The 19,662-nt window shown below is 59.0% G+C and carries 21 protein-coding genes; 14 read left to right on the top strand and 7 right to left on the bottom strand.

All coding sequences use genetic code 11. The features are described 5' to 3' along the window. Position 1 precedes the first annotated feature (1 nt). The 9 genes from nuoL to E5K03_RS05640 all read left to right on the top strand — a co-directional run bounded on the left by nuoL (position 2) and on the right by E5K03_RS05640 (position 11,646). Entirely contained in the window at positions 2–2,017 is a 2,016-nt protein-coding gene (gene nuoL / locus E5K03_RS05680) for an NADH-quinone oxidoreductase subunit L (RefSeq protein WP_138005388.1), read from the top strand. Beyond that, a complete protein-coding gene (locus tag E5K03_RS05675; RefSeq protein WP_171006609.1) occupies positions 2,014–3,537 on the top strand; it encodes a complex I subunit 4 family protein in 1,524 nt (507 codons plus the stop codon). The genes nuoL and E5K03_RS05675 overlap by 4 nt, the downstream gene beginning before the upstream one ends. After that, on the top strand, positions 3,537–5,084 hold the full coding sequence (locus E5K03_RS05670) for an NADH-quinone oxidoreductase subunit N (RefSeq protein ID WP_138005387.1): 1,548 nt from the start codon (positions 3,537–3,539) through the stop codon (positions 5,082–5,084). The genes E5K03_RS05675 and E5K03_RS05670 overlap by 1 nt, the downstream gene beginning before the upstream one ends. A gap of 69 nt (positions 5,085–5,153) precedes the next feature. Beyond that, positions 5,154–6,617 (top strand): DHH family phosphoesterase, encoded by a 1,464-nt coding sequence (locus E5K03_RS05665; RefSeq protein ID WP_138005386.1) that lies wholly within the window; start codon positions 5,154–5,156, stop codon positions 6,615–6,617. A gap of 438 nt (positions 6,618–7,055) precedes the next feature. Continuing rightward, positions 7,056–7,838 carry a CBS domain-containing protein gene (locus E5K03_RS05660; protein WP_138005385.1) on the top strand — a complete coding sequence of 261 codons (783 nt, stop codon included), beginning with the start codon at positions 7,056–7,058 and terminating at the stop codon, positions 7,836–7,838. 215 nt (positions 7,839–8,053) lie between these two features. Further along, positions 8,054–9,094 carry an ABC transporter ATP-binding protein gene (locus tag E5K03_RS05655; protein WP_138005384.1) on the top strand — a complete coding sequence of 347 codons (1,041 nt, stop codon included), beginning with the start codon at positions 8,054–8,056 and terminating at the stop codon, positions 9,092–9,094. Next, positions 9,091–9,864, top strand: a complete 774-nt coding sequence (locus tag E5K03_RS05650; RefSeq protein WP_138005383.1) for an ABC transporter permease — start codon at positions 9,091–9,093, stop codon at positions 9,862–9,864. Before E5K03_RS05655 ends, E5K03_RS05650 begins: the two co-directional genes overlap by 4 nt. Before the next feature lie 58 nt (positions 9,865–9,922). After that, on the top strand, positions 9,923–10,408 hold the full coding sequence (locus tag E5K03_RS05645) for a cation:proton antiporter regulatory subunit (RefSeq protein WP_138005382.1): 486 nt from the start codon (positions 9,923–9,925) through the stop codon (positions 10,406–10,408). A gap of 17 nt (positions 10,409–10,425) precedes the next feature. Next, positions 10,426–11,646: a cation:proton antiporter gene (locus tag E5K03_RS05640; protein ID WP_138005381.1), complete on the top strand. Its 1,221-nt coding sequence runs from the start codon at positions 10,426–10,428 to the stop codon at positions 11,644–11,646. 39 nt (positions 11,647–11,685) lie between these two features. On the opposite strand, the gene E5K03_RS05635 is transcribed toward E5K03_RS05640, so the two are convergent. Both E5K03_RS05635 and E5K03_RS17110 read right to left on the bottom strand, forming a co-directional pair. Then, the gene (locus E5K03_RS05635) at positions 11,686–11,910 is read right to left on the bottom strand and encodes a DUF7543 family protein (RefSeq protein ID WP_138005380.1); all 225 of its coding nucleotides are present in this window, start codon (positions 11,908–11,910) and stop codon (positions 11,686–11,688) included. Between the two features lie 99 nt (positions 11,911–12,009). Beyond that, positions 12,010–12,186: a hypothetical protein gene (locus E5K03_RS17110; protein WP_171006607.1), complete on the bottom strand. Its 177-nt coding sequence runs from the start codon at positions 12,184–12,186 to the stop codon at positions 12,010–12,012. 133 nt (positions 12,187–12,319) lie between these two features. Here E5K03_RS17110 and E5K03_RS05630 point away from each other — a divergent pair, with 133 nt between their 5' ends. Then, positions 12,320–13,423, top strand: a complete 1,104-nt coding sequence (locus E5K03_RS05630; RefSeq protein ID WP_138005379.1) for an aminopeptidase P family protein — start codon at positions 12,320–12,322, stop codon at positions 13,421–13,423. A 46-nt stretch (positions 13,424–13,469) separates the two neighbouring features. Here the strand turns inward: E5K03_RS05630 and psmA are convergent, their stop codons facing one another. Genes psmA through E5K03_RS05610 form a run of 4 tightly spaced genes read right to left on the bottom strand, consistent with a single transcriptional unit; the run spans position 13,470 to position 16,051 of the window. Further along, positions 13,470–14,240, bottom strand: coding sequence for an archaeal proteasome endopeptidase complex subunit alpha (gene psmA, locus E5K03_RS05625; protein ID WP_138005378.1), 771 nt, complete (start codon positions 14,238–14,240; stop codon positions 13,470–13,472). A gap of 4 nt (positions 14,241–14,244) precedes the next feature. Further along, a complete protein-coding gene (locus E5K03_RS05620) occupies positions 14,245–14,724 on the bottom strand; it encodes an Rpp14/Pop5 family protein (protein WP_138005377.1) in 480 nt (159 codons plus the stop codon). A gap of 6 nt (positions 14,725–14,730) precedes the next feature. Continuing rightward, positions 14,731–15,372, bottom strand: coding sequence for a class I SAM-dependent methyltransferase (locus E5K03_RS05615; protein WP_138005376.1), 642 nt, complete (start codon positions 15,370–15,372; stop codon positions 14,731–14,733). After that, complete coding sequence (locus E5K03_RS05610) at positions 15,344–16,051, bottom strand: RNase P subunit p30 family protein (RefSeq protein WP_138005375.1); 708 nt, start codon at positions 16,049–16,051, stop codon at positions 15,344–15,346. Before E5K03_RS05610 ends, E5K03_RS05615 begins: the two co-directional genes overlap by 29 nt. 98 nt (positions 16,052–16,149) lie before the next feature. Here E5K03_RS05610 and E5K03_RS05605 point away from each other — a divergent pair, with 98 nt between their 5' ends. Both E5K03_RS05605 and E5K03_RS05600 read left to right on the top strand, forming a co-directional pair. After that, the gene (locus E5K03_RS05605) at positions 16,150–16,344 is read left to right on the top strand and encodes a methytransferase partner Trm112 (protein ID WP_138005374.1); all 195 of its coding nucleotides are present in this window, start codon (positions 16,150–16,152) and stop codon (positions 16,342–16,344) included. A 66-nt stretch (positions 16,345–16,410) separates the two neighbouring features. Next, a complete protein-coding gene (locus tag E5K03_RS05600; RefSeq protein ID WP_138005373.1) occupies positions 16,411–17,730 on the top strand; it encodes an MFS transporter in 1,320 nt (439 codons plus the stop codon). A 136-nt stretch (positions 17,731–17,866) separates the two neighbouring features. Here E5K03_RS05600 and E5K03_RS05595 read toward each other — a convergent pair whose 3' ends face one another. Next, positions 17,867–18,286: a universal stress protein gene (locus E5K03_RS05595; RefSeq protein ID WP_138005372.1), complete on the bottom strand. Its 420-nt coding sequence runs from the start codon at positions 18,284–18,286 to the stop codon at positions 17,867–17,869. 116 nt (positions 18,287–18,402) lie between these two features. Here E5K03_RS05595 and E5K03_RS05590 point away from each other — a divergent pair, with 116 nt between their 5' ends. Continuing rightward, positions 18,403–19,002: a DUF5789 family protein gene (locus E5K03_RS05590; RefSeq protein ID WP_138005371.1), complete on the top strand. Its 600-nt coding sequence runs from the start codon at positions 18,403–18,405 to the stop codon at positions 19,000–19,002. A gap of 186 nt (positions 19,003–19,188) precedes the next feature. After that, on the top strand, positions 19,189–19,650 hold the full coding sequence (locus E5K03_RS05585; protein WP_138005370.1) for an SRPBCC family protein: 462 nt from the start codon (positions 19,189–19,191) through the stop codon (positions 19,648–19,650). The last annotated feature ends 12 nt before the right edge of the window (positions 19,651–19,662 follow it).

The raw sequence follows: 19,662 nt of genomic DNA, 5'->3' as shown, positions 1-19,662 counted from the left end.
GATGGCATTTGAGTACGTTCCGGCGATCGTGTTGCTCCCGTTCCTGTCGTTTTTGATCGCGCTCTTTGCGGGAAAATACCTCCCGAAGGGCGGCGCGCTGGCCGGCATTGCGGCGACTGCGGGATCGCTCTTGTTGTCGATCTGGGCGTTCCTGACGGTTCGATCACAGGGCGCGTATCAGGAGACAATCTACACGTGGGCGAGTGGCTTCGGTGAGCAGCCGTGGGAGCTGACCTTCGGCGTGTTAATCGATCCGCTGTCGGCGATGATGCTCGTCATCGTGACGCTGATCGCGACGCTCGTCCACGTCTTCAGTCTCGGCTACATGAACGACGAGGGCGAAACGGGCCTGCCGCGGTACTACGCCGGGCTTGGGCTGTTCACGGCGTCGATGCTTGGATTCGTTGTTGCGGACAACCTGCTCATGGCGTTCATGTTCTTCGAACTGGTTGGGCTGTGTTCGTATCTCCTGATCGGCTTTTCGTTCCGCGAAGATGGCCCGCCATCGGCGGCGAAGAAGGCGTTCCTCGTCACCCGTTTTGGTGACTACTTCTTCCTCATTGGCGTCGTTGCCGTCTTTGCGACGTTCGGCACAGCCGCCTTCGCCGGCGCAGAGTCGTTCCCAGTCCTCGCTGAGGAGGCAGTCGCGGGTGATGTGACGGTGAACACCTTCGGCTTCGATCCGACGACGTGGTTCACGATCGTTGGCCTGTTGATGCTCGGCGGCGTGGTCGGTAAGTCCGCGCAGTTCCCACTGCACACGTGGCTGCCTGACGCGATGGAAGGCCCGACACCGGTCTCGGCACTCATCCACGCTGCGACGATGGTCGCTGCTGGCGTCTACCTCGTCGCGCGGATGTACGGCTTCTATGCGGTGTCGCCGACCGCGCTCGCGATCATCGCGTTTATCGGCGGCTTCACCGCACTGTTCGCGGCAACAATGGGTGTCGTCAAACGCGAAATCAAGCAAGTGCTGGCATACTCGACGATCTCACAGTACGGCTACATGATGCTCGCGCTCGGTGCGGGCGGGTACGTCGCGGCGACGTTCCACCTCATGACCCACGCCTTCTTCAAGGCGCTTTTGTTCCTCGGTGCGGGGTCGGTCATCATTGCGATGCACCACAATGAGAACATGTGGGACATGGGTGGCCTCAAGGACAAAATGCCGGTAACCTACTGGACATTCCTCGCTGGCTCACTCGCGCTGGCGGGCATCTTCCCGTTCTCGGGCTTTTGGTCGAAAGACGAGGTGCTCTACGAGGCGCTGATTCACGGTCTTGGCGGCAGTCCGCTGTTACTTGGCGCGTACGCTATGGGACTGCTCGCAGTGCCAGTGACGGCGTTTTACACCTTCCGGATGGTGTATCTTACGTTCCACGGTGAACCGCGATCGGACACCGCGCGCGATCCAGAGCCCGTTCGGTGGAACGTCAAGTTCCCCCTGACGGTGCTCGGTGTGCTCGCGGTGACCGCGGGACTCGTGAATATGGTACCGGTCCAGAAGGTCCTCGGTCTCGAAGGAATCGACTATCTGCACCAGTGGCTCGACCAGAGCTTCGATCCACTCACTGCACACCACTACGCCGAGGTGTCGCCGTACTCAAGCGGTTACATCGGTGGCGAGGCGACGACCGTGCTGGTCGGCGCGGCGGTCTCGCTTGGCCTCGCACTCGGGGGTCTCCTGTTGGCGACACAGCTCTACAACGTCGCCGAACCGACCGAACACACCGCCAAGCTCGGGGCGATTAAAGACGTGCTGTACAACAACTACTATCAGGACGAGTTCCAGGTATGGATCGCGAACCGAACCCGCGCTGTCGCCTCGGTCGCCGATACGTTCGACCAGGGTGTGGTTGACGGCGTCGTCAACGGCGTCTCCTCGGTGAGCCTCTTCAGTGGCAGCCGGATCAGACGGATCCAGACCGGCGTCGTGACCAACTACGCGGCACTGCTAACGCTTGGGTTGACCGCGTTGTTGCTCGCGTTCGGGCTGCTCGGGGGGTGGTTCCTGTGATCATCGAAGCACTCATTGCGTTCACGTTCGCGGCGGCGCTTTTCACCTTCGCCGTTCCGAACAAATACGCTGGAAAAACAGCGTTCGCACTCAGTCTGGTGCCGATCGCCGGCAGTCTCTACATGTGGTCGGCGTTCGAATCCGGTGGGAACGCACTGACCGGCGGCGAAATCGCCTTCGAGACGGTGATTCCGTGGCTAGAAATCGCTGGAATTCAGGTACAGTGGTTCGTCGGCGTCGACGGAATTAGTCTGCCGCTCGTCGTACTGACGACGTTCCTCGCGACGCTTTCGATCGTCAGCGCGTGGACGCCGATCGACGACAGACAGAGCCAGTTCTACGGGCTCATGTTGTTCATGGAAGCGAACCTGCTGGGCGTGTTCACCGCGCTCGATTTCTTCCTGTGGTTCATCTTCTGGGAGGCGGTGTTGGTGCCGATGTACTTCCTCATCGGCGTCTGGGGCGGACCGCGCCGCAAATACGCCGCGATCAAGTTCTTCGTGTATACGAACATCGCGTCGCTTGCGATGTTCATTGGCTTCATGGCGCTGGTCTTCGGGCTCGGCCCCTCGACGTTCGGGCTGCCCGAGATCACCCAGGCGCTCGCGAACGACCAACTTGGTGCGTGGTTCGGCCTCGCGCCTGAGACACTCAAGCTGATCGCGTTCCTCGCACTGTTCGTCGGCTTCGCAGTGAAGGTCCCGGTTGTGCCGGTTCACACCTGGCTGCCGGATGCCCACGTTGAAGCACCGACGCCAGTGTCGATCATGCTGGCGGGCGTGCTGTTGAAGATGGGGACCTACGCCCTGTTGCGGTTCAACTTCACAATGCTTCCAGACCAGGCGAGTTTGCTCGCGATTCCGATCGCGATCGTTGCGGTCGTCTCGGTCATTTACGGGGCGATGTTGGCGCTTGCACAGACGGACCTCAAACGCATCGTCGCGTACTCGTCGGTCTCGTCGATGGGATACGTCATCCTTGGACTAATCGCGTTCACCGAGTTTGGTGTCGGCGGGGCGACCTTCCAGATGGTCGCCCACGGCCTCATCTCGGGACTGATGTTCATGTCCGTCGGCGTGATCTACAACGCGACGCACACGCGGATCGTCTCGGACATGTCCGGGATGGCCGATCGGATGCCCGTTGCGGTGGGGATCCTCGTCGCTGGCGCGTTCGCCTACATGGGCTTGCCGCTCATGGCGGGCTTCGCCGGCGAGTTCTTCATCTTCGCCGGCTCGTTCGACTCGACGCTGTTGCCGTATGCGCCGATCTTCACGGCGCTTGCGATGTTCGGCATCGTGATCGTCGCCGGCTACCTGCTGCTTGCGATGCAGCGAACACTGTTCGGACCGTTCCGACTCGAAACCGACTACGAGATTACCCCGGCACCAATGCACGAGATTGCGCCAATGGCAGTGCTGCTTCTCGCGATCATCGCACTCGGTGTCGCTCCAGAGGTGTTCCTTGAGATGATATTCGACGCGGTTGGCCCAATCCTCGATAACGGAGGTGGGCTCTGATGAGTGCCGTATCGGTTACGAACGCCGTTGCGGCCGCGCCACTGCAGATCGTCCTTCCAGAGTGGACCGCGATCGCCCCGGTGTTGATCCTTGCTCTCACCGGATTGTTGCTGTTGACGATCGACGCGATCTGGCCCGGGCGGAACGGAAACACGACGTTTGCGATCGTCTCTGCGCTTGGATCGCTCACCGCGCTGGCGGTGACTGTCTGGTACCTCGTTTCGGGGACCGGTCAGGTCGGTGGTTCGATCACACTGTTCAGCGAGGCGATCGTCGTTGACGGGATGGCGCTGTTCTTCACAGCGATCTTCACGAGCGTCGCCGCGCTCGTCGTTGTCGCGAGCCACGACTATCTGGCCGGCCACGAAAACGCTGCCTCGTACTATTCGCTTTTGATGTTTGCGACGCTGGGAATGGCGCTCATGGCGGTGTCGAACTCGCTCGCGACAGTGTTCGTGAGCCTCGAGATGGCCTCGCTGCCATCCTACGCGCTCGTCGGGTTCTTGAAAAAGAACCGCGGCAGCGTCGAATCGAGCCTCAAGTACTTCCTTATCGGGGCGCTCTCGTCGGCAGTGTTCGCCTTCGGGATCAGCCTCGTGTACGCGGTTACCGGATCGCTCCTCTTGAGTGAGGTTGCGGCCGGATTCGACGACGGCGTCGCAGGCTTTGCCGGAGTCGCCGGCATTGGCGTGTTGATGATCGCGGGCGGCTTTGCCTACAAGACAGCCTCGGTGCCGTTCCACTTCTGGGCACCAGAGGCCTACGAGGGCGCACCGGCACCGATCAGTGCCTTCCTCTCAAGTGCCTCGAAGGCCGCCGGCTTTGTCGTCGCCTTCAGGGTGTTCTCCACGTCGTTCATGCCGCTTTTGGACGCCACACCGGCGATCGACTGGGCGCTCGCGTTCGCGGTTCTCGCGGTGGTGACGATGGTACTCGGAAACTTCGCCGCGGCGACCCAAGAGAACGTCAAACGAATGTTGGCGTACTCGTCGATCGGCCATGCCGGCTATGCGTTGATCGGACTCGCCGCGTTGACCGCCGGCGGCCCACACAACGGCGACGTGATGGGTGCCGCGATGGCGCACCTGTTGATCTACGGCTTCATGAACACCGGGGCGTTCCTGTTCATCGCGATGGTCGAGTACTGGGGCGTCGGCCGGACGTTCGAGGATTACGCTGGACTGTCGACGAAGGCGCCGTTCGCGTCGCTCGCGATGGCGGTGTTCATGTTCAGTCTCGCTGGATTGCCCGTCTTCGGGGGCTTCTTTTCGAAGTACGCGCTGTTCGCCAGCGCGGTGTCAGCGGGCTTTTGGTGGCTTGCTGCAGTCGGCGCGATCACGAGCGCACTGTCGCTGTACTACTACAGCCGTGTGGTGAAGGCACTCTGGATCGAGCAACCCAACGGGAATCTCGATGTGATCGACTCGAAGCCGACCGGGTTGTACGCCGCGGTGATCTTTGCAGCGGTCGCGACCGTGCTGTTGTTGCCCGGCTTCCCGATCGCGCTCGAAACGGCTGAGGCCGCAGCGAGCGCGTTGTTCGCCTGAAACGCTGAAGTATCTCGTCTTTTGTGGGTGACTCGGTACCGTTTTCCGAATTCGTCTCCAGCTATCGGTATGCACCGTCGGTTGGTACTCGGTCGGAGTCCGGTCGGGACCGAACTCGTCGAGGCAATGGAAGACGATCTCGGCGAGTTGTACGTAGTAACCAATAATACGGGATGGGTGACCACTCTCCGGGACGCAGGAATCTCAGCAGTTGAGGGTGATCCAACTGATTCGACGCTGTATCCCTCAGACATTGATTCTGTCATTGTCGGTGATACCGATCCCGATCTTGCGGTTCAGATCGCCCATACGGTTTGTGATACGATTGACGGGGCGTTCGTCTTTGGTGTTGTCACGCCCGAGATGGATCTCGATCAACGGAAAGCGATCGACTCATGCACCGACGAGACAATGGATATGTCCGCATATATTGCAACGCGAATCCTCGACGCCGCAGCAGGACCTGGTGGACAGACCGTTGTCGAGTTACTCTTGAGGCTCCGTCAGCTTGATGGGCCGCTTGCGGTCGTCGCCCACGACAATCCCGACCCAGATGCGATCGCGAGCGCACTGGCGTTGGCTTATCTGGCCGAATACGTGGGTGTTCCAGCAACCGCGTACTACGGAGGGGAAATCTCTCATCAAGAAAACCGCGCGCTCGTGAACCTCCTGGAATTGCCGATTACTCGAGTGGATCCAACGACGTTTGATCCAGCGGATTTCGGGGCGATCGCGCTCGTGGATCACGCGCGGGCCGGGATCAATGACTTTTTGCCGATTGATACGGCGGTTTCGTTCGTCATCGACCACCATCCGCCGCGTGTTCCGCTTTCTCAATCGGGTCGATTCGTTGATATACGCCCGGCTATCGGCTCAACGAGCACGATACTTGCAGAGTACTACCGGCGGTTGGGGATCGAACCGACCGAGCAGCTTGCGACCGCACTCGTGTACGGAATACGAACGGATACCAATGACTTCGTTCGCGAGGTTGCGACTGCGGACTTCGAGGCGGCAGCATTTCTCCGTCCGTATACGGACCACGACGTGCTTGATCAGGTTGAGACGCCGAGTCTGAGTGCGGAGGTGCTGTCAGTGACTGCGCGCGCGATCCGAAACCGCGAAGTCAAAGATGGCGTGCTCGCAACCGGTGTTGGTTCGCTTCGCGATCGAGATACCCTTTCACAGGCTGCAGACCTGCTTTTGAACATGGAAGATGTTGACACAACAGTTGTCTACGGCTACATGGACGGGACAGTGTACGTGTCGGGGCGGGCCCGTGGCGGAATGATCGATCTCGGCGAGACGTTCCGAGAGGCGTTCGATCAGATCGGCGATGCAGGTGGCCACGCAGACATGGCAGGCGGGCAGCTCTCGCTTGGTATCCTCGAAGATATCGATCCGGACTCCTCAGACGACCTCGATCCGATCGTTCGGGACATCGTCGCGGGTCGATTTTTCGAGACACTTCGGTCTGCGCCGACCGCGCCGACGTATACTGCAGGACAGACAGTGGAGTTCCCTGAAGACTGAGAACGATCGGTGGGGTTGCGTAACAGCTACAAAAAGTAGAAGTAAACAGTATCTAATGGTATGATTCATACTCGAAACTATTACTAGTACCTGTAGCGAAGGTACAAGAGTCACATGGCCCTCAAACACGGTCTATACGAACGTTCAGGAGGGTTTTGTGACATTCCACACTCTAGCAAGCCGTTCCGCTGGAGTGCGTGCTTCGATGAAGCGTCCTGCACGTTGCTGGTGCTGGGAACGTCATTTGAAGGATATCCCTCCGGTCGCCCGGTGCGTCCCGCCAGAAGCACGAAAATAGAAAGTAGCAACGTAGTGAGGCCCAGCCACTCACAGCAAAATACTGCTGATTGCTACCGAAAATAGGAACCGTGCCCTACTCCAACGATTGAGACCGCCACAGCAGGCAGCTTTTTTTCCTGCCGTATCGTAGCGCGTGCAATGACTGACAAGCCGACCGTCGGCGAGTATATGACGAAGGATGTCGCAACGGTGTCTCCGATGGATTCGGTGCGATCGGTCGCCAGACGGATCATCGAAAGCGAGGGCCATAACGGCTTTCCGGTGTGTGAGGGCCGCAAAGTGGAGGGATTTGTCACCGCTCGCGACCTGTTGTTGGCCGATGACGATGCCCCGATCTTCACCGTAATGACAGAGGATCTTATTGTTGCTCATCCTGACATGAAGGTGACCGATGCCGCCAGGGTGATCCTCCGATCGGGCATTAGGAAACTCCCAGTTGTCGATGACGCGGGTAATCTTGTGGGCATCATTTCGAATACAGATGTCGTCCGCAGCCAGATTGAGCGCGCGACTCCCGGGAAAGTCGGCAAACTCGTTCGAACACTCGAACAGATCCATGAGGTAGAACTGGACGAGGAACGTCGAACAGTAGACATCTCATCGTTAGTTCCGACCCAAGGGCGGGTATACGCCGACGAACTTGACGGTCGAAAGTACGAACTCGATCGTGGGCTCGCCGAACCGCTCGTTGTGATCGACAACGACGGAACATTGTACCTCGCTGACGGCCATCACCGCGTACTCGCGGCAGACCAGCTTGGAATCGATGAAATGGATGCATACATCATCAAGACCAAACAGCCGATCAAGCTCGGGATGGCGAAAACCGCACGCAAAGAAAACCTGACCTCAATCGACGACATTGAGATTCTCGACTACGCGAAACATCCGCTTATCGAGCGGACAAAGCGGTTACAGTAGTGTTCCGGTCACATCAGTGATCCACGTGTAGCGCCTGTGGTGCGTGTGAACTCTCAGCGTTTTTCAATTCTACTTTGACGTATTTCGCGAGGCAGGGGCTCCCGACTTCTTCGGTCGTCCCAGCCGATTAAACAACGCGGGCGGCCTGAGAGACTGCTAGTTCTCGCCTCGAGAACTGGCCAACATTCAGGCCGCTGGATCGCCTACGAGCGTCAATGGGTTCTTCACAAGGCGACCGTGCTCTCCGATCGCACGAAAACGGCTCAATCCGTGAGACAGGTCCAGCGATCGCTGCCGACTCGCTCACGAAGCGCTACGGTGAGGTGTTGGCGGTCGATGACATCTCTGTCGAGATTGACCAGGGCACTGTTGTCGGACTACTGGGACCAAACGGCGCGGGCAAGACAACCTTGATAAAGTGCCTGCTCGGGTTGATCGAGCCGACGAGCGGGCGTGCGACAGTTGCAGGTGTCGACGTTGGGCGTCATCCAACTCTGGCGTACCGATCTGTTGGGGCGATGCTCGAGGGGGCACGAAACGTGTACTGGCGACTCACGGTGCGAGAGAACCTCCAATTCTTTTCGAGTCTTGCGGGCACAGAGCCGGCTGCCGCCCGCGATCGCCACGACGAACTCCTCGAGCGATTTGACCTTCTCGAAAAGGCAGACACCGCCGTCAACGACCTCTCTCAGGGCATGAAACAGAAAGTCTCGCTCGCATGCACGCTCTCGCGGGATGTTCCGATCGTCTTCTTAGACGAACCGACGCTCGGCCTTGACGTCGAGAGTTCGCTCGGACTCCGCCGTGAGCTCCGTCGGCTCGTCGACAAGGAGTCGCTCACGGTCGTCCTCTCGAGTCACGACATGGACGTAATTGCCGACTTGGCTGATCGCGTGCTCGTGATGGATGAGGGGTCGATCATTGCTGACGACTCGGTCTCGGGGCTTCTCGAACTGTTTCGAACCCAAGAGTACGAGCTCGTTATTGACGGGCTCTCGGCCGATCGTCTTACCCGTGTGTTGGTCGAGTACAACCCAACCGTCACCCCAGCTACCGACGAACAGGTCCGGGTCACCGTCGCAGTGGGAAGCGGCGATGAACTCCATCCAATCTTGGGGCGGCTGCTCGACGCTGGCGGGCACGTTGTCTCCATCAGTGCCGCCGAGCCCGATCTCGCGGAGGCGTTCCTCCAGATAACCGATGGCGAGGGTCGCTTGCGCGGAGATCGTTTTGATCGATCGGAGCCCGCGAGATGAGTGGGATTTGGCTTCTGTCGCGGGCGATCGTTCGCAAGGAGTGGATCCTGCTGAAACGGTATCCGCTCAACACAGCCGCTGGGATCGTCGCGACGTATTTGTTCTTCGCACTCGCGGCGTTTGGGGGTGAAGCTGTCGCTGGCGAGGCGTTCACCGACTCGTTGGGGGCGCTCGTGGTTGGGTACTTTCTCGTTGTCTTGTCAATCTCAGCGTATCAGGGGACGACGAACAAGATCACCCGCGAGTCACAGTGGGGCACACTTGAACAGCTGTACATGTCGCCGCTTGGGTTCGGACGCGTGACGATCGTCACCACCGCTGTGACGGTTCTGTTCAGCTTCCTATGGGGTGTGAGCGTTCTCGCGCTGATGCTCGTGACGGTGGATGTGTCGCTTCGAGTCGATCTGCTCACTGTCGTACCGATCGCGGTGCTCGCGATCACGTCGATCGCCGGCATTGGACTTGTGCTTGCGGGAATCGCAGTGCTGTACAAACGGATCGGTGAGTTGATCGGCCTGCTACAGTTTGGCATCTTTGGGCTGGTCGCTGCGCCGGTGGCTGACAGTCCTGTGCTTTCTGTGTTGCCAGTCGTCCAGGGAAGCGCGATGCTTCAGGCGGCGATGGGCGAAGGTGTTCGGCTGTGGGAGTTTCCGATCGCCGATCTCGTCGTCCTTGTCGGCGTCGCGGTCGGATACGTTCTAATCGGCTATTACGTCTTCATGCGCGCGACCGATCGGGCGCGACGGTTGGGTGTCCTTGGACACTATTAGTTTGCCAGCGGCTCGAGCGACACCCGCCATTTATGTAGATCTTCGCGGAACTGTTCGTATGACGATTTCCGAATCAGCCCTGCCGGGTGTCGGCAAGAAATTCGAAATAGATCTTGACGGCGATGACGAGATGATCGTCGTCATCCACAACACCGGCAAGCGAGAGCTGTTCCGCCGATCGGACGCCGACAGCGACTCCGAGCGGGTGTTTGAGTTCGACGACCCGCTTGCGCGCAAGATTGGTTCGATCATCGAAGGTGCGTACTTTCAGCCGGTCGAACCCGACTCGACCGAGACGACGCTCCCCGGTGGATTGCTCTTGGAGTGGTACGAGGTACCGCCCGGTGCCGATCTCATTGGTGAGACACTCGGAAGCGCCGAAGTGGGACAAAAAACCGGTATCTCCGTTATCGCGATTCAGCGTGGAGAGGAGACGATAACGAGTCCCAGGGCGAACACGGGTTTTCGAGAGGAAGACACGCTGATCGTTGTTGGTACCCGAAAAAACTGCGACGCTTTCGAAGCGATGCTGGCTGGTGAGTGATCGCCCGGAGCGTATTCATGGCAGAGCTACTGTTGGAGGTTGGCGTCGTCTTTGCAGCGATCGCGACAGTCGGTGCGATCGCAAGCCGTGTCGGGCAGTCAGTCATCCCGTTTTACATTATCGTCGGGATGGCGCTCAGTGAATTTGTCGTCGGCCGCGCGGGACTGCCGTACGTGACGGAATCGGAATTTATCGAACTCGGGGCAGAGCTCGGGATCGTCCTGTTGTTGTTCTTTCTCGGCTTGGAGTTCAATCTCGATCGGCTCATCGAGCGACGACGTGAGATTGGACTGTCGGGCGTGATCGATCTTGGGGTAAACTTCGGTGCAGGGATGGTCCTCGGGTGGCTCCTGTTCGGGTCGTTTCTTCCCACCTTTCTCTTTGCAGGGATCGTCTACATCTCTTCGTCGGCGGTGATCACCAAGTCGCTCATCGATCTCGGGTGGATTGCAAATAATGAAGCCGAACCGATGCTCGGAACACTCGTCTTCGAAGACCTTGTCATCGCCATTTATCTCGCGGTGACGACGGCGGTCGTCCTCGGCGGCGGGAGTCTTGGAGCCGCAGCCGTGGACGTCGGCATTGCGATGGCGTTTATTCTCGGATTATTACTGCTCGTCTATGTCGGAACGGCGTGGTTCCAGCGACTCGTTGCGACAGGAACCCACGAGTTCATTGTACTCCGAGCGCTCGGAGTTACCGTCCTTATCGCTGGGGCTGCACTTGCACTTGGCGTCAGCGAAGCAGTAGCTGCGTTCTTTGTCGGGATGGCGTTTTCGTCAATCGATCACGACGATCTTGTCCAGATGGAACAGCTCCTCGAACCGATCCGAGATACGTTTGCTGCAGTGTTTTTCTTTTGGATCGGACTCATCACCGACCCGCTCCTTTTGACTGGCGTGGTCGGAATAGTCACCCTTGCAGTGGTCGTCACCACGCCGACGAAGCTCGTGAGCGGCTACTTCGGCGGCCGCGCGTTCGGACTCGACGCCCGGCGATCGACGCGTGTGGGGCTCGGAATGACGACTCGTGGCGAGTTTTCGCTTATTATCGCGACGATCGCCCTCGCTGGTGCACAGGCAGGGACGTTCCCGGCTGAGCTGGCCGCAACAATAAACGCATTTGCCGTCGGATACGTGCTGGTCATGGCGATCCTCGGTACGACACTGATGCAGTACGCTGGGTCCTTCGAGACGTTTGTCGCCTCACGGATTGAGGGCACCTCACCAAGCGGTTGAGCGACAAAATTGCGACTGCCTGCCACGGGAGCGAGATACCTACGTGGAATTCGTCTGTCGCCACTCGCTCACAATCGCTGCAGCGGCCTCGTCGGTATCAACAATCGCGTGGTCGTATGCCCTCCCTCCTTCGGCCTGTTCGAGTTTGTCTAGGCGGACAACAAAGCGGCCGTCGGGCCGCTCGCGCTTTCGAATCGTGACGTATCCATCTTCGCGTTGCCACTCGGTGAGCCGATCGGTCTCCGTGCGGACGGTCCACTCCATACCCAACAGTTGTCGCCACTGCTCATGAGCCTACGGGACAACTGGTCGCTCCCAAGACCGTCATCCACAGGACTGCAATGTGTGTGTTCGCAGCTGCAGTTACACAGCGAACTCGAAGCCGGACTCACGATCGCGTCGAACAATCGTCTCATAGCCTGTTTCTGTTTCACATACCGGGCATATCGGGAAACCGAGGAGAGTGTACTCCACTGCCGTCGATCGTGCCGTTGCCCCACAGTGCCCACATTCGAACCGTGCGTGTTCTTCGACCGCCATGTGATAAAATACCACGTTGTGATACATAAGTAATTGCTCCTTGATTGGGAGAAGGGACTGACTACGGTGGATTCGTGAACGAGTGGTATCAATGTACAGAACGATTTAGCCGATTGAACGCTGTTTTATTCATATGGAGTCATCCGACGCCGCGAGGCGGATTCGTTCACTTCAAGCACAGCTTGAATCCGATTCAAACACCGTTTGTATCATGTTTCCGGGACGTAATCTCCAGTACTTGACTGGATTTTACGAGGAACCGACTGAACGACACTTTTTGTTCTTTGTGCCTGCGGATCGAGCGCCGATCGCGCTCGTCCCCGAACTCTCGGCGGCGGACTTCAACTCGGCCGCGCCATGGGTTGACGATATCCGGACGTGGACAGATGAGGAGGGGCCGCAAACTGCACTCAGTGCCGCGCTCGATGTGCTAGCCCCAGATCGGATTCTCCTCGACGACACCATGTGGGCACGGTTCACCCAAGACATTCGGACACACTATCCTGAAGCGACGTATGGACTTGCCAGTGAGGCACTCACTGCGCTTCGAATATGCAAAGACGCCACGGAGATCGACGCACTCGAACACGCGGGACAGACCGCAGACACGGCGATGAACGCGATCCGATCGCTCGGATCCGACGCAATCGGAATGACAGAGGTCGAGTTGGCACGGCGAATCGAGACTGAACTCGTCGAGGCGGGTGGAACCGGAACTGCCTTCGAGACGATTGTCGGATCGGGCCCAAACGGTGCGCGCCCACATCACACCTCAGGCGATCGAGCTATCCGTCCGGGCGAGCCTGTTGTCCTTGATTTTGGCACCAGAGTCGACGGCTACCCGTCAGACCAGACGCGAACGATCGCCTTTGACGGTGAGCCCACTGATCGGGTCTGTGCAGTGCACGAGGTTGTCAAGGAGGCACAGGCGGCCGCAATCGACGCGATCGAACCAGGCGTTACTGCCGAATCGATCGACCGCGCGGCCCGCGAAGTTATCGAGGCAGCCGGATACGGCGATCGGTTCATCCACCGGACGGGCCACGGTGTCGGCCTCGATGTCCACGAAGCGCCAGATATCGTCGCCGGCAACGAACGCAAACTCGAACCGGGCATGGTATTCAGCGTCGAACCGGGGATCTATCTCCCCGATGAATTTGGCATTCGAATCGAAGACCTCGTCGTCGTGACTGACGATGGTGCCATGCGGCTCAACCGAACCGATCGCGGATTGTAAAAAGCGAAGACACCGCCCTTCGGAACAGGCTTCGATCGAGTGTCGGCTACTCCTCTGCGTCTGTGTCTGCGTCCGACTCGTCGTCTTCGGCGACGAGCCCGTGTTCTTCCAGGATCGACGCCAGCTCGTCGGCGCTACGGTCGTGGTAGGTCGCGGTCTCTACGTCGATCGTTGCAACGCCGACGCCGCCCGGCTCAAGTCCGTCGTCAGTTACCTCCTCGAGCGCAGAGAGCGCAAGGCCAATGCCCTCGTCGAGCGACATTCCTTCCTCGTAGTGTTCTTCGAGGTACTCTCGGATGTCGCTTCGGTTGGCGCCGATCGAGAGTGCCTGCCACTCGTAGGGCGTTCCTGACGGATCGGTCTCGAAGAGCCGTGGTTCCCCGTCTTCGACCCCACCGACGATCAACGCAACCCCGAACGGACGGGCGCCGCCGATCTGGGTGTACTGCTGGATATGATCGGTGATCGTTTTGGTGAGCGTTTCGATTCCGATCGGCTCCCCGTAGCGCAGCCGGTTGACCTGGGCCTCACGCCGCGCGAAGTCGATGAGCTGGCGGGCGTCGGCGACGTGGCCCGCGGAGGCAACGCCAATGTGGTCGTCGGCTTTGTGAATCTTCTCGACGCTTTCGGGCTCCATGAGCGGCGATCGGCTCCGCTTGTCTGCGGCGAGGATGATCCCTTCTTCGGTCCGAACGCCGATGCTGGCAGTCCCTCGTTTGACCGCTTCCCGGGCGTACTCTACTTGATACAGTCGACCGTCTGGCGAGAAGATCGTGATCCCACGATCGTAGGCCTGTTGTTGGGCTTGTCCCTGCATGATATCACTCGATGTCGAGCTGGGTCGCACAGACGGTGGCAGTCGGCAGGTGAATAGCCAGCTCGTCGCTGCGGCAGTCCGCGTGCCGACGATCGCCACCGAAGGCGACCTCGTTCTCGTAGATTGCTCCGGTCGCGCGTCCTAAATACCTTTCTTCACAGGCTCGAACCGTGCCTGAAATCCCCCGGACACGAACGCCGACTGGCGTGTCATCGATGGCGTGAACGCAGGCGATCGCCGCCCGCGCGGGTCCAGTCTCTCCGCGGCGGGTTCTGACGATCGCCTCGCCGCGGCCGTCCGTCAACGAGAACATATAGACGGTGAGATCCGCATCCGCACTCCCAGGATCACCGAGGAGGTTCCCCGCGCTATACCACAGCTCGCGCTGGAAGTCTCCACGATCAAACGACGCGTCGATCGGGGCGTCGATTTCCACCGCGAGATACCGCCACCGTGGCCGGATGTGTTTCGGGAGGTGTTTCATCGGGGCTCAGCGATCCGAGTCGTAATCGATCGTCTGGCGGTCAATCGGTACTCGTTCGCCCACCAGCACGCCGACCTGGGGGTGGACCCGCTCGACTGCCGTAAGCACGAACCCCGCGTCGGTGAACATATCGGCCAGCGCGCCGACCGTCGCCGGATCGTCGACCTCCGGACTGTAAAACGGCGCTTCGGGGTCTGGCGTCTCAAAGAACATCACGTCACCGAGGACGAACCGATCGGGTTCGAGCGCCGCGATCGTCTCGATCGCGTCACGTTTTTCATCGTCCGAGAGGTGATGCAACGCGAAGTTCGACGTGGCGATCGAAACAGGTCCGTCGTAGTTCGGATCACGGAACCGTCCGTCACCGAATTCGATGTTTTCAATTCCGGCTTCGTCGGCCTTCCGGCGAGCCTCTGCCAGCATCCCGTCGCTGATGTCGCGACCAACAACTTTCTTTGCGTCGGCGGCGAGCGCCAGCGCGATCGCGCCGGTCCCCGTCCCGAGGTCGAGGACAATGTCCTCGCTGGTCGGCGCGGCGTGTTCGATCACGAGCGATCGGCAGGCGTGGTACTCCTCGCTTTTCGAGCCGTCGTACTCCGTGGCCTTCTCGGAGAATCGCTCAGCGTGTTCGTCGATCGTCTTTTTCATATTTCCCTCGTTTGACCCCTGGCGCAATGAAAGAGTCGGATGCTCGTTCGCGGTTGCGCGCGACGAGTCGACCCCATTCGGCGAGTCCTGCCTCGATCCAATCTGGATCGAAGCCAATTGTCTCGCCCACCGCACGAAGCTCTCGGGGCGCTCTGAGATGACGATGCGATCGCGGGCGGACGCTCACGACATACGGCGTGTCGTACTGTGCGACCAGCTCGCGAAGCTTTCGGAGCGCCGAGAGTGCTTGGACACGCTTTCCTCCAGTCTGGCGAAGGACGGGGCCGAAATCGAACTCTACGCGAACGCCGTGTTCAACCGCTGCACGGGCGAGGACGTGGTTGAAATTCCCATCTCCGGCCATCGGCCGGGTCAACACGTCAACGCGGTCTTGTTCGACGGCAAAGCGATTGAGCGCGTTCGTCCCACCGCGGATCGCGAGCACGGTGTACTCGTTTCGGAAGTTTCCAATCGACCCGGAGGCACTTTCCGGCGTCTCTGCGTGGATCTCGATTCCCCGAGCGACGTCAACCCCGTAGCGTTCGGCGATCGCTGCCGGATCGTACTCCGCCTCCCGGGTCTGGATGACGATCCCATCATACCCGTACTGCGCGGCGGCTTTCGCCATTCTGCTTGCCGTGCTGTCAGCGCTCGGATACGCTGGGGCCGCCTCGTACATGCTGTCCGGTTTGTTGGGGGTGGGCTTGGTCGTTTTCATCCGATCGAGCCGAGAGCGAACCCGTAGGCTTTTGATCGTTCCGGGCGCATTTTCTGGTAATGAAAGAGTCACTGATGGACGTCATCTGTTGTCCGATCGACAAAAGCGATCTCGAACTGTCTGTCGAGGAACGCGACGATGATGAGATCATCGCCGGGACCCTGACGTGTACAGAATGTGGAGAAACGTATCCGATCGAGGACGGGATTCCAAACCTCCTCCCACCGGATATGCGCGACGAAGCAACCGCGTAGACGGTCTCGTATCTCGTCTTGTGGGAACCGTCTGCTCTTATTTTGTTGGAGTCGTTACTATGATCAGTGGCTTCTAGTCAAGCAGCGACGAGCAAGCAGGCAACGACGCCCTCCACATCGGAAACACGCCGGCGTGTCGCCGTCGTCGTTGGAATCGTCTTTATCGATCTGCTCGGGTTCGGTATCATTATCCCAATTTTGCCGTTCTATGTGCGATCGTTCGGAGTGAGCGACGTGTTTATCGGGCTGCTTGCGGCATCGTACTCGCTGGCGCAGTTCACCGCCGCGCCGATACTCGGGCGGATCTCCGACGAGCGTGGTCGCCGTCCCGTACTCATGTTGTCTGTCGGCGTCGCCGGGTTGGCCTGGATCGTCTTTGGTGTCGCCGCGGAGATCGGTGCCACCCTCGGCGTGACATTTGGCCTCGTCGTCCTGTTTGGTGCCCGGTTGCTGGCCGGCGCAGCGGGCGGCAACATCGCCGCTGCCCAGGCGTATATCGCGGACGTGACGACACCAGAAGATCGGACTGGTGCACTCGGTCTCGTCGGTGCAGCCTTCGGTCTGGGGTTCGTATTTGGACCGGCGATCGGTGGCCTCTTGGCCAGTGACACGGTCGTCTCGATCACCCGTGCTGTATTCCCGAGTTTTATTCCAGTGACTGTCTTCTCGGTGCCGAGTTTTGCCGCTGCGGGATTTTCGTTTCTCGCACTTGTGATGGCGGCTGTCGTCCTGGAAGAGCCAGATCGAATCCGGGCACCGCCACGACGTGTCACGTTCGTCGCACAGTTTCAGACCGCACTCGCCGATCGGCAGCTCAGTCCGCTCGTAATTGCCTTCTTTCTGACGTCTCTTGCGTTCACTGGAATCACGGTGATGTTCGTTCCGTTCATGGCTGATTTCTTTGGCTACGGCGCGACTGAGGCAGCGATGTTTCTCGCCTATATCGGCGCACTCGGGATAATCAATCAAGGAGTCCTCATCGGCCGACTTTCGCGTGTATTTGGGGTTCGACGCGTCGTCAAAGCCGGCGTTTTGTCGCTGTTTCTTGCGCTTGTGTTGCTTGCGGCGTCTCCGCTTGCCGGAACAACATCTCTATTCACCAGTGGGCCTGGATGGGTGACTGGCGGATTCGTTGTGTTGCTCGTCTTCGGAGCGCTTGCGTCGTTCGGCAACGGCGCGATAACCGTGGGGCTCACGGCCCTCGTCTCGGAGGGTGCCAGCGGAGAAACACAGGGGGCAGCCTTCGGTGTCACACAGGGAGCAGGGAGCCTCGGGCGGACGATCGGGCCACCGCTTGCCGCCGCTGCCTACGTGCTCACCTACTGGTCGCCATTTATTTCTGGAGCCCTCCTGCTCATGCCGGTTGCGATCTTATTACGAAAGTGACAGACGATCACCGGTCGCGTTCGGCGAGCAGTGCTCACCAGAGCGCAATTATCATCGCATTAGTCACCAGAGCGCAATTATCATCGCATTAGTTTACACTACGAATAGGGCGATTCGTCGGGTGCAGCCGCTGCACTCACCGAGCGACGATTACAGAGACCGGAGAGTTGCGGAACACTTTCTGGGCAACGTTCCCGATGACGAGTCGATCGGCCAGCGAGCCATCGTGGCTTCCAATGATTACCACATCGAAATCGTCGGCCCTGTTCAGAATTGCCCGTGCTGGATGCCCAAGTTGCACCTCGGTCGTGATCTCAACGTCGTACGTGGCGGCGAGACCCCGGGCGTCATCGAATACCTCCTGTGCGCGCTCTTGGGCAGCTTCTTCGAGATCATCCTCGAGAGCGAGTGCGGTGACGACGCCTCCCATCGCTGACGGGCTCCCCACGACGTGCAAGACGGTAATCTCCACGTCCGGATGGTTCTCGAGGGCGTACTCAAGGGCTCGATGTGCCATCTCCGAGTCGTCCATCGGAACGAGAATTCGTGAGATCATATCTTAGCTACGACTACGGCGGGAATAAAACGGCAGGTCGGTCGCACTGATCGGGCGACGCTGATACTACCAGACCCAACCACAAGTCTATGCGACTGGAGAGCCAATATTTACGAATGGCAGATGATAAAAGCGGCCGAGACAAACAAGCGCGCGACGAAGACAGGCGCCAGCGAGAGCGCGAGATTGACACAGAAATAGAACGTGGCGACGAATCAGAACCGTCGGTCGACACCTCGCCGCTCGACTACTTCGAAACAGAACTCGATTCACTGAAGTTTCCAGCAACCGGGGCGGAGATCGTCGCGGTGATCGGCGATCGAGCGGTCGAATTAGGCGACGAGCACTATACTGTTGAGGAACTCGTTCCGGAGGTAGATTCAGAGCACTTCGACTCCCCGTCCGCGCTCAACGTACGACTGCAGCGACCAACAATCGCTGCGGGGATGAAACGAGTCCTGGAGGCCACTAATACGCTTCCCAACGCAGAACTCGGGGACTCACAGCGTGACGCGTACGAAAAAACGTTTCAAGAACTCAAAGCGATCGACGCCGATGACGACGACGAGGGGATCGCTGCGATCGCTGACTGGATCGTCGAACACATTCGAGAGAAAGAATCGCTGCCAGGTTCTCGAGATGTCCGTCGGGAGGCGGCGACGTTCTGTCGGACGAACGGCTACGAGATCCGAAACAGCGAATGGTTGGGGATATAGGCGGAGGTGCTGCGCGAGGTGGCCAATCTGTCATGCGCTCACGTTCTGATTCGACGGTGTTTCAGAATCTGTACGATCTGTTTAATACCTCAGAGCGTCTATATAGTGTAGTCAGACAACGTAGCCGCCGAGAGTTCTGTCGTGGTTGGCGACCGCGTGAAAGATTTGACAAGAGAGTTACAACTAATGACAACCTATGAACACATCGTCGAGATTGCAGCGCCGATCGAACGCGTCTTCACGTTCGATTCCAACCCTGAGAATTGGTCTCGGACGATGCCAAGTCTTCAAGATCTTGAAGTCCTCGAAGAGACCGAAAATGGGGCCCGGATGCAGGCCACCTACAAACTGCTCGGCATTGCACTAGATACTGAGATGGAATTGACCATCGTTCAGCCGAACGAACACATCCTCGTCACTGTCGAGAGCACCGGTATGAAAGGAGAAGTACACAACTACTTCTCGGAGACTGATGCCGGAACCGAAATTCGTCACCAAGCCGACTACGAGTTCGGAGAATCGCTCCGCGATCGACTGCTTGAGCCGGTTGCCACGCGATACAATAACCGCCAGTTCAAAAATCACCTCCAGAACACCAAGGACGTGATCGAAGCGGAAGTCGCGGCTGAGACGATGACCCCAGCCTAACCGGTTCCGCTT

The sequence above is a fragment of the Halalkalirubrum salinum genome (assembly GCF_005543295.1).
GTDB lineage: Archaea > Halobacteriota > Halobacteria > Halobacteriales > Haloferacaceae > Halalkalirubrum > Halalkalirubrum salinum.
The sequence above is the reverse complement of the archived record's forward strand: the minus strand, read 5'-3'. Positions and strand labels throughout refer to the sequence as shown.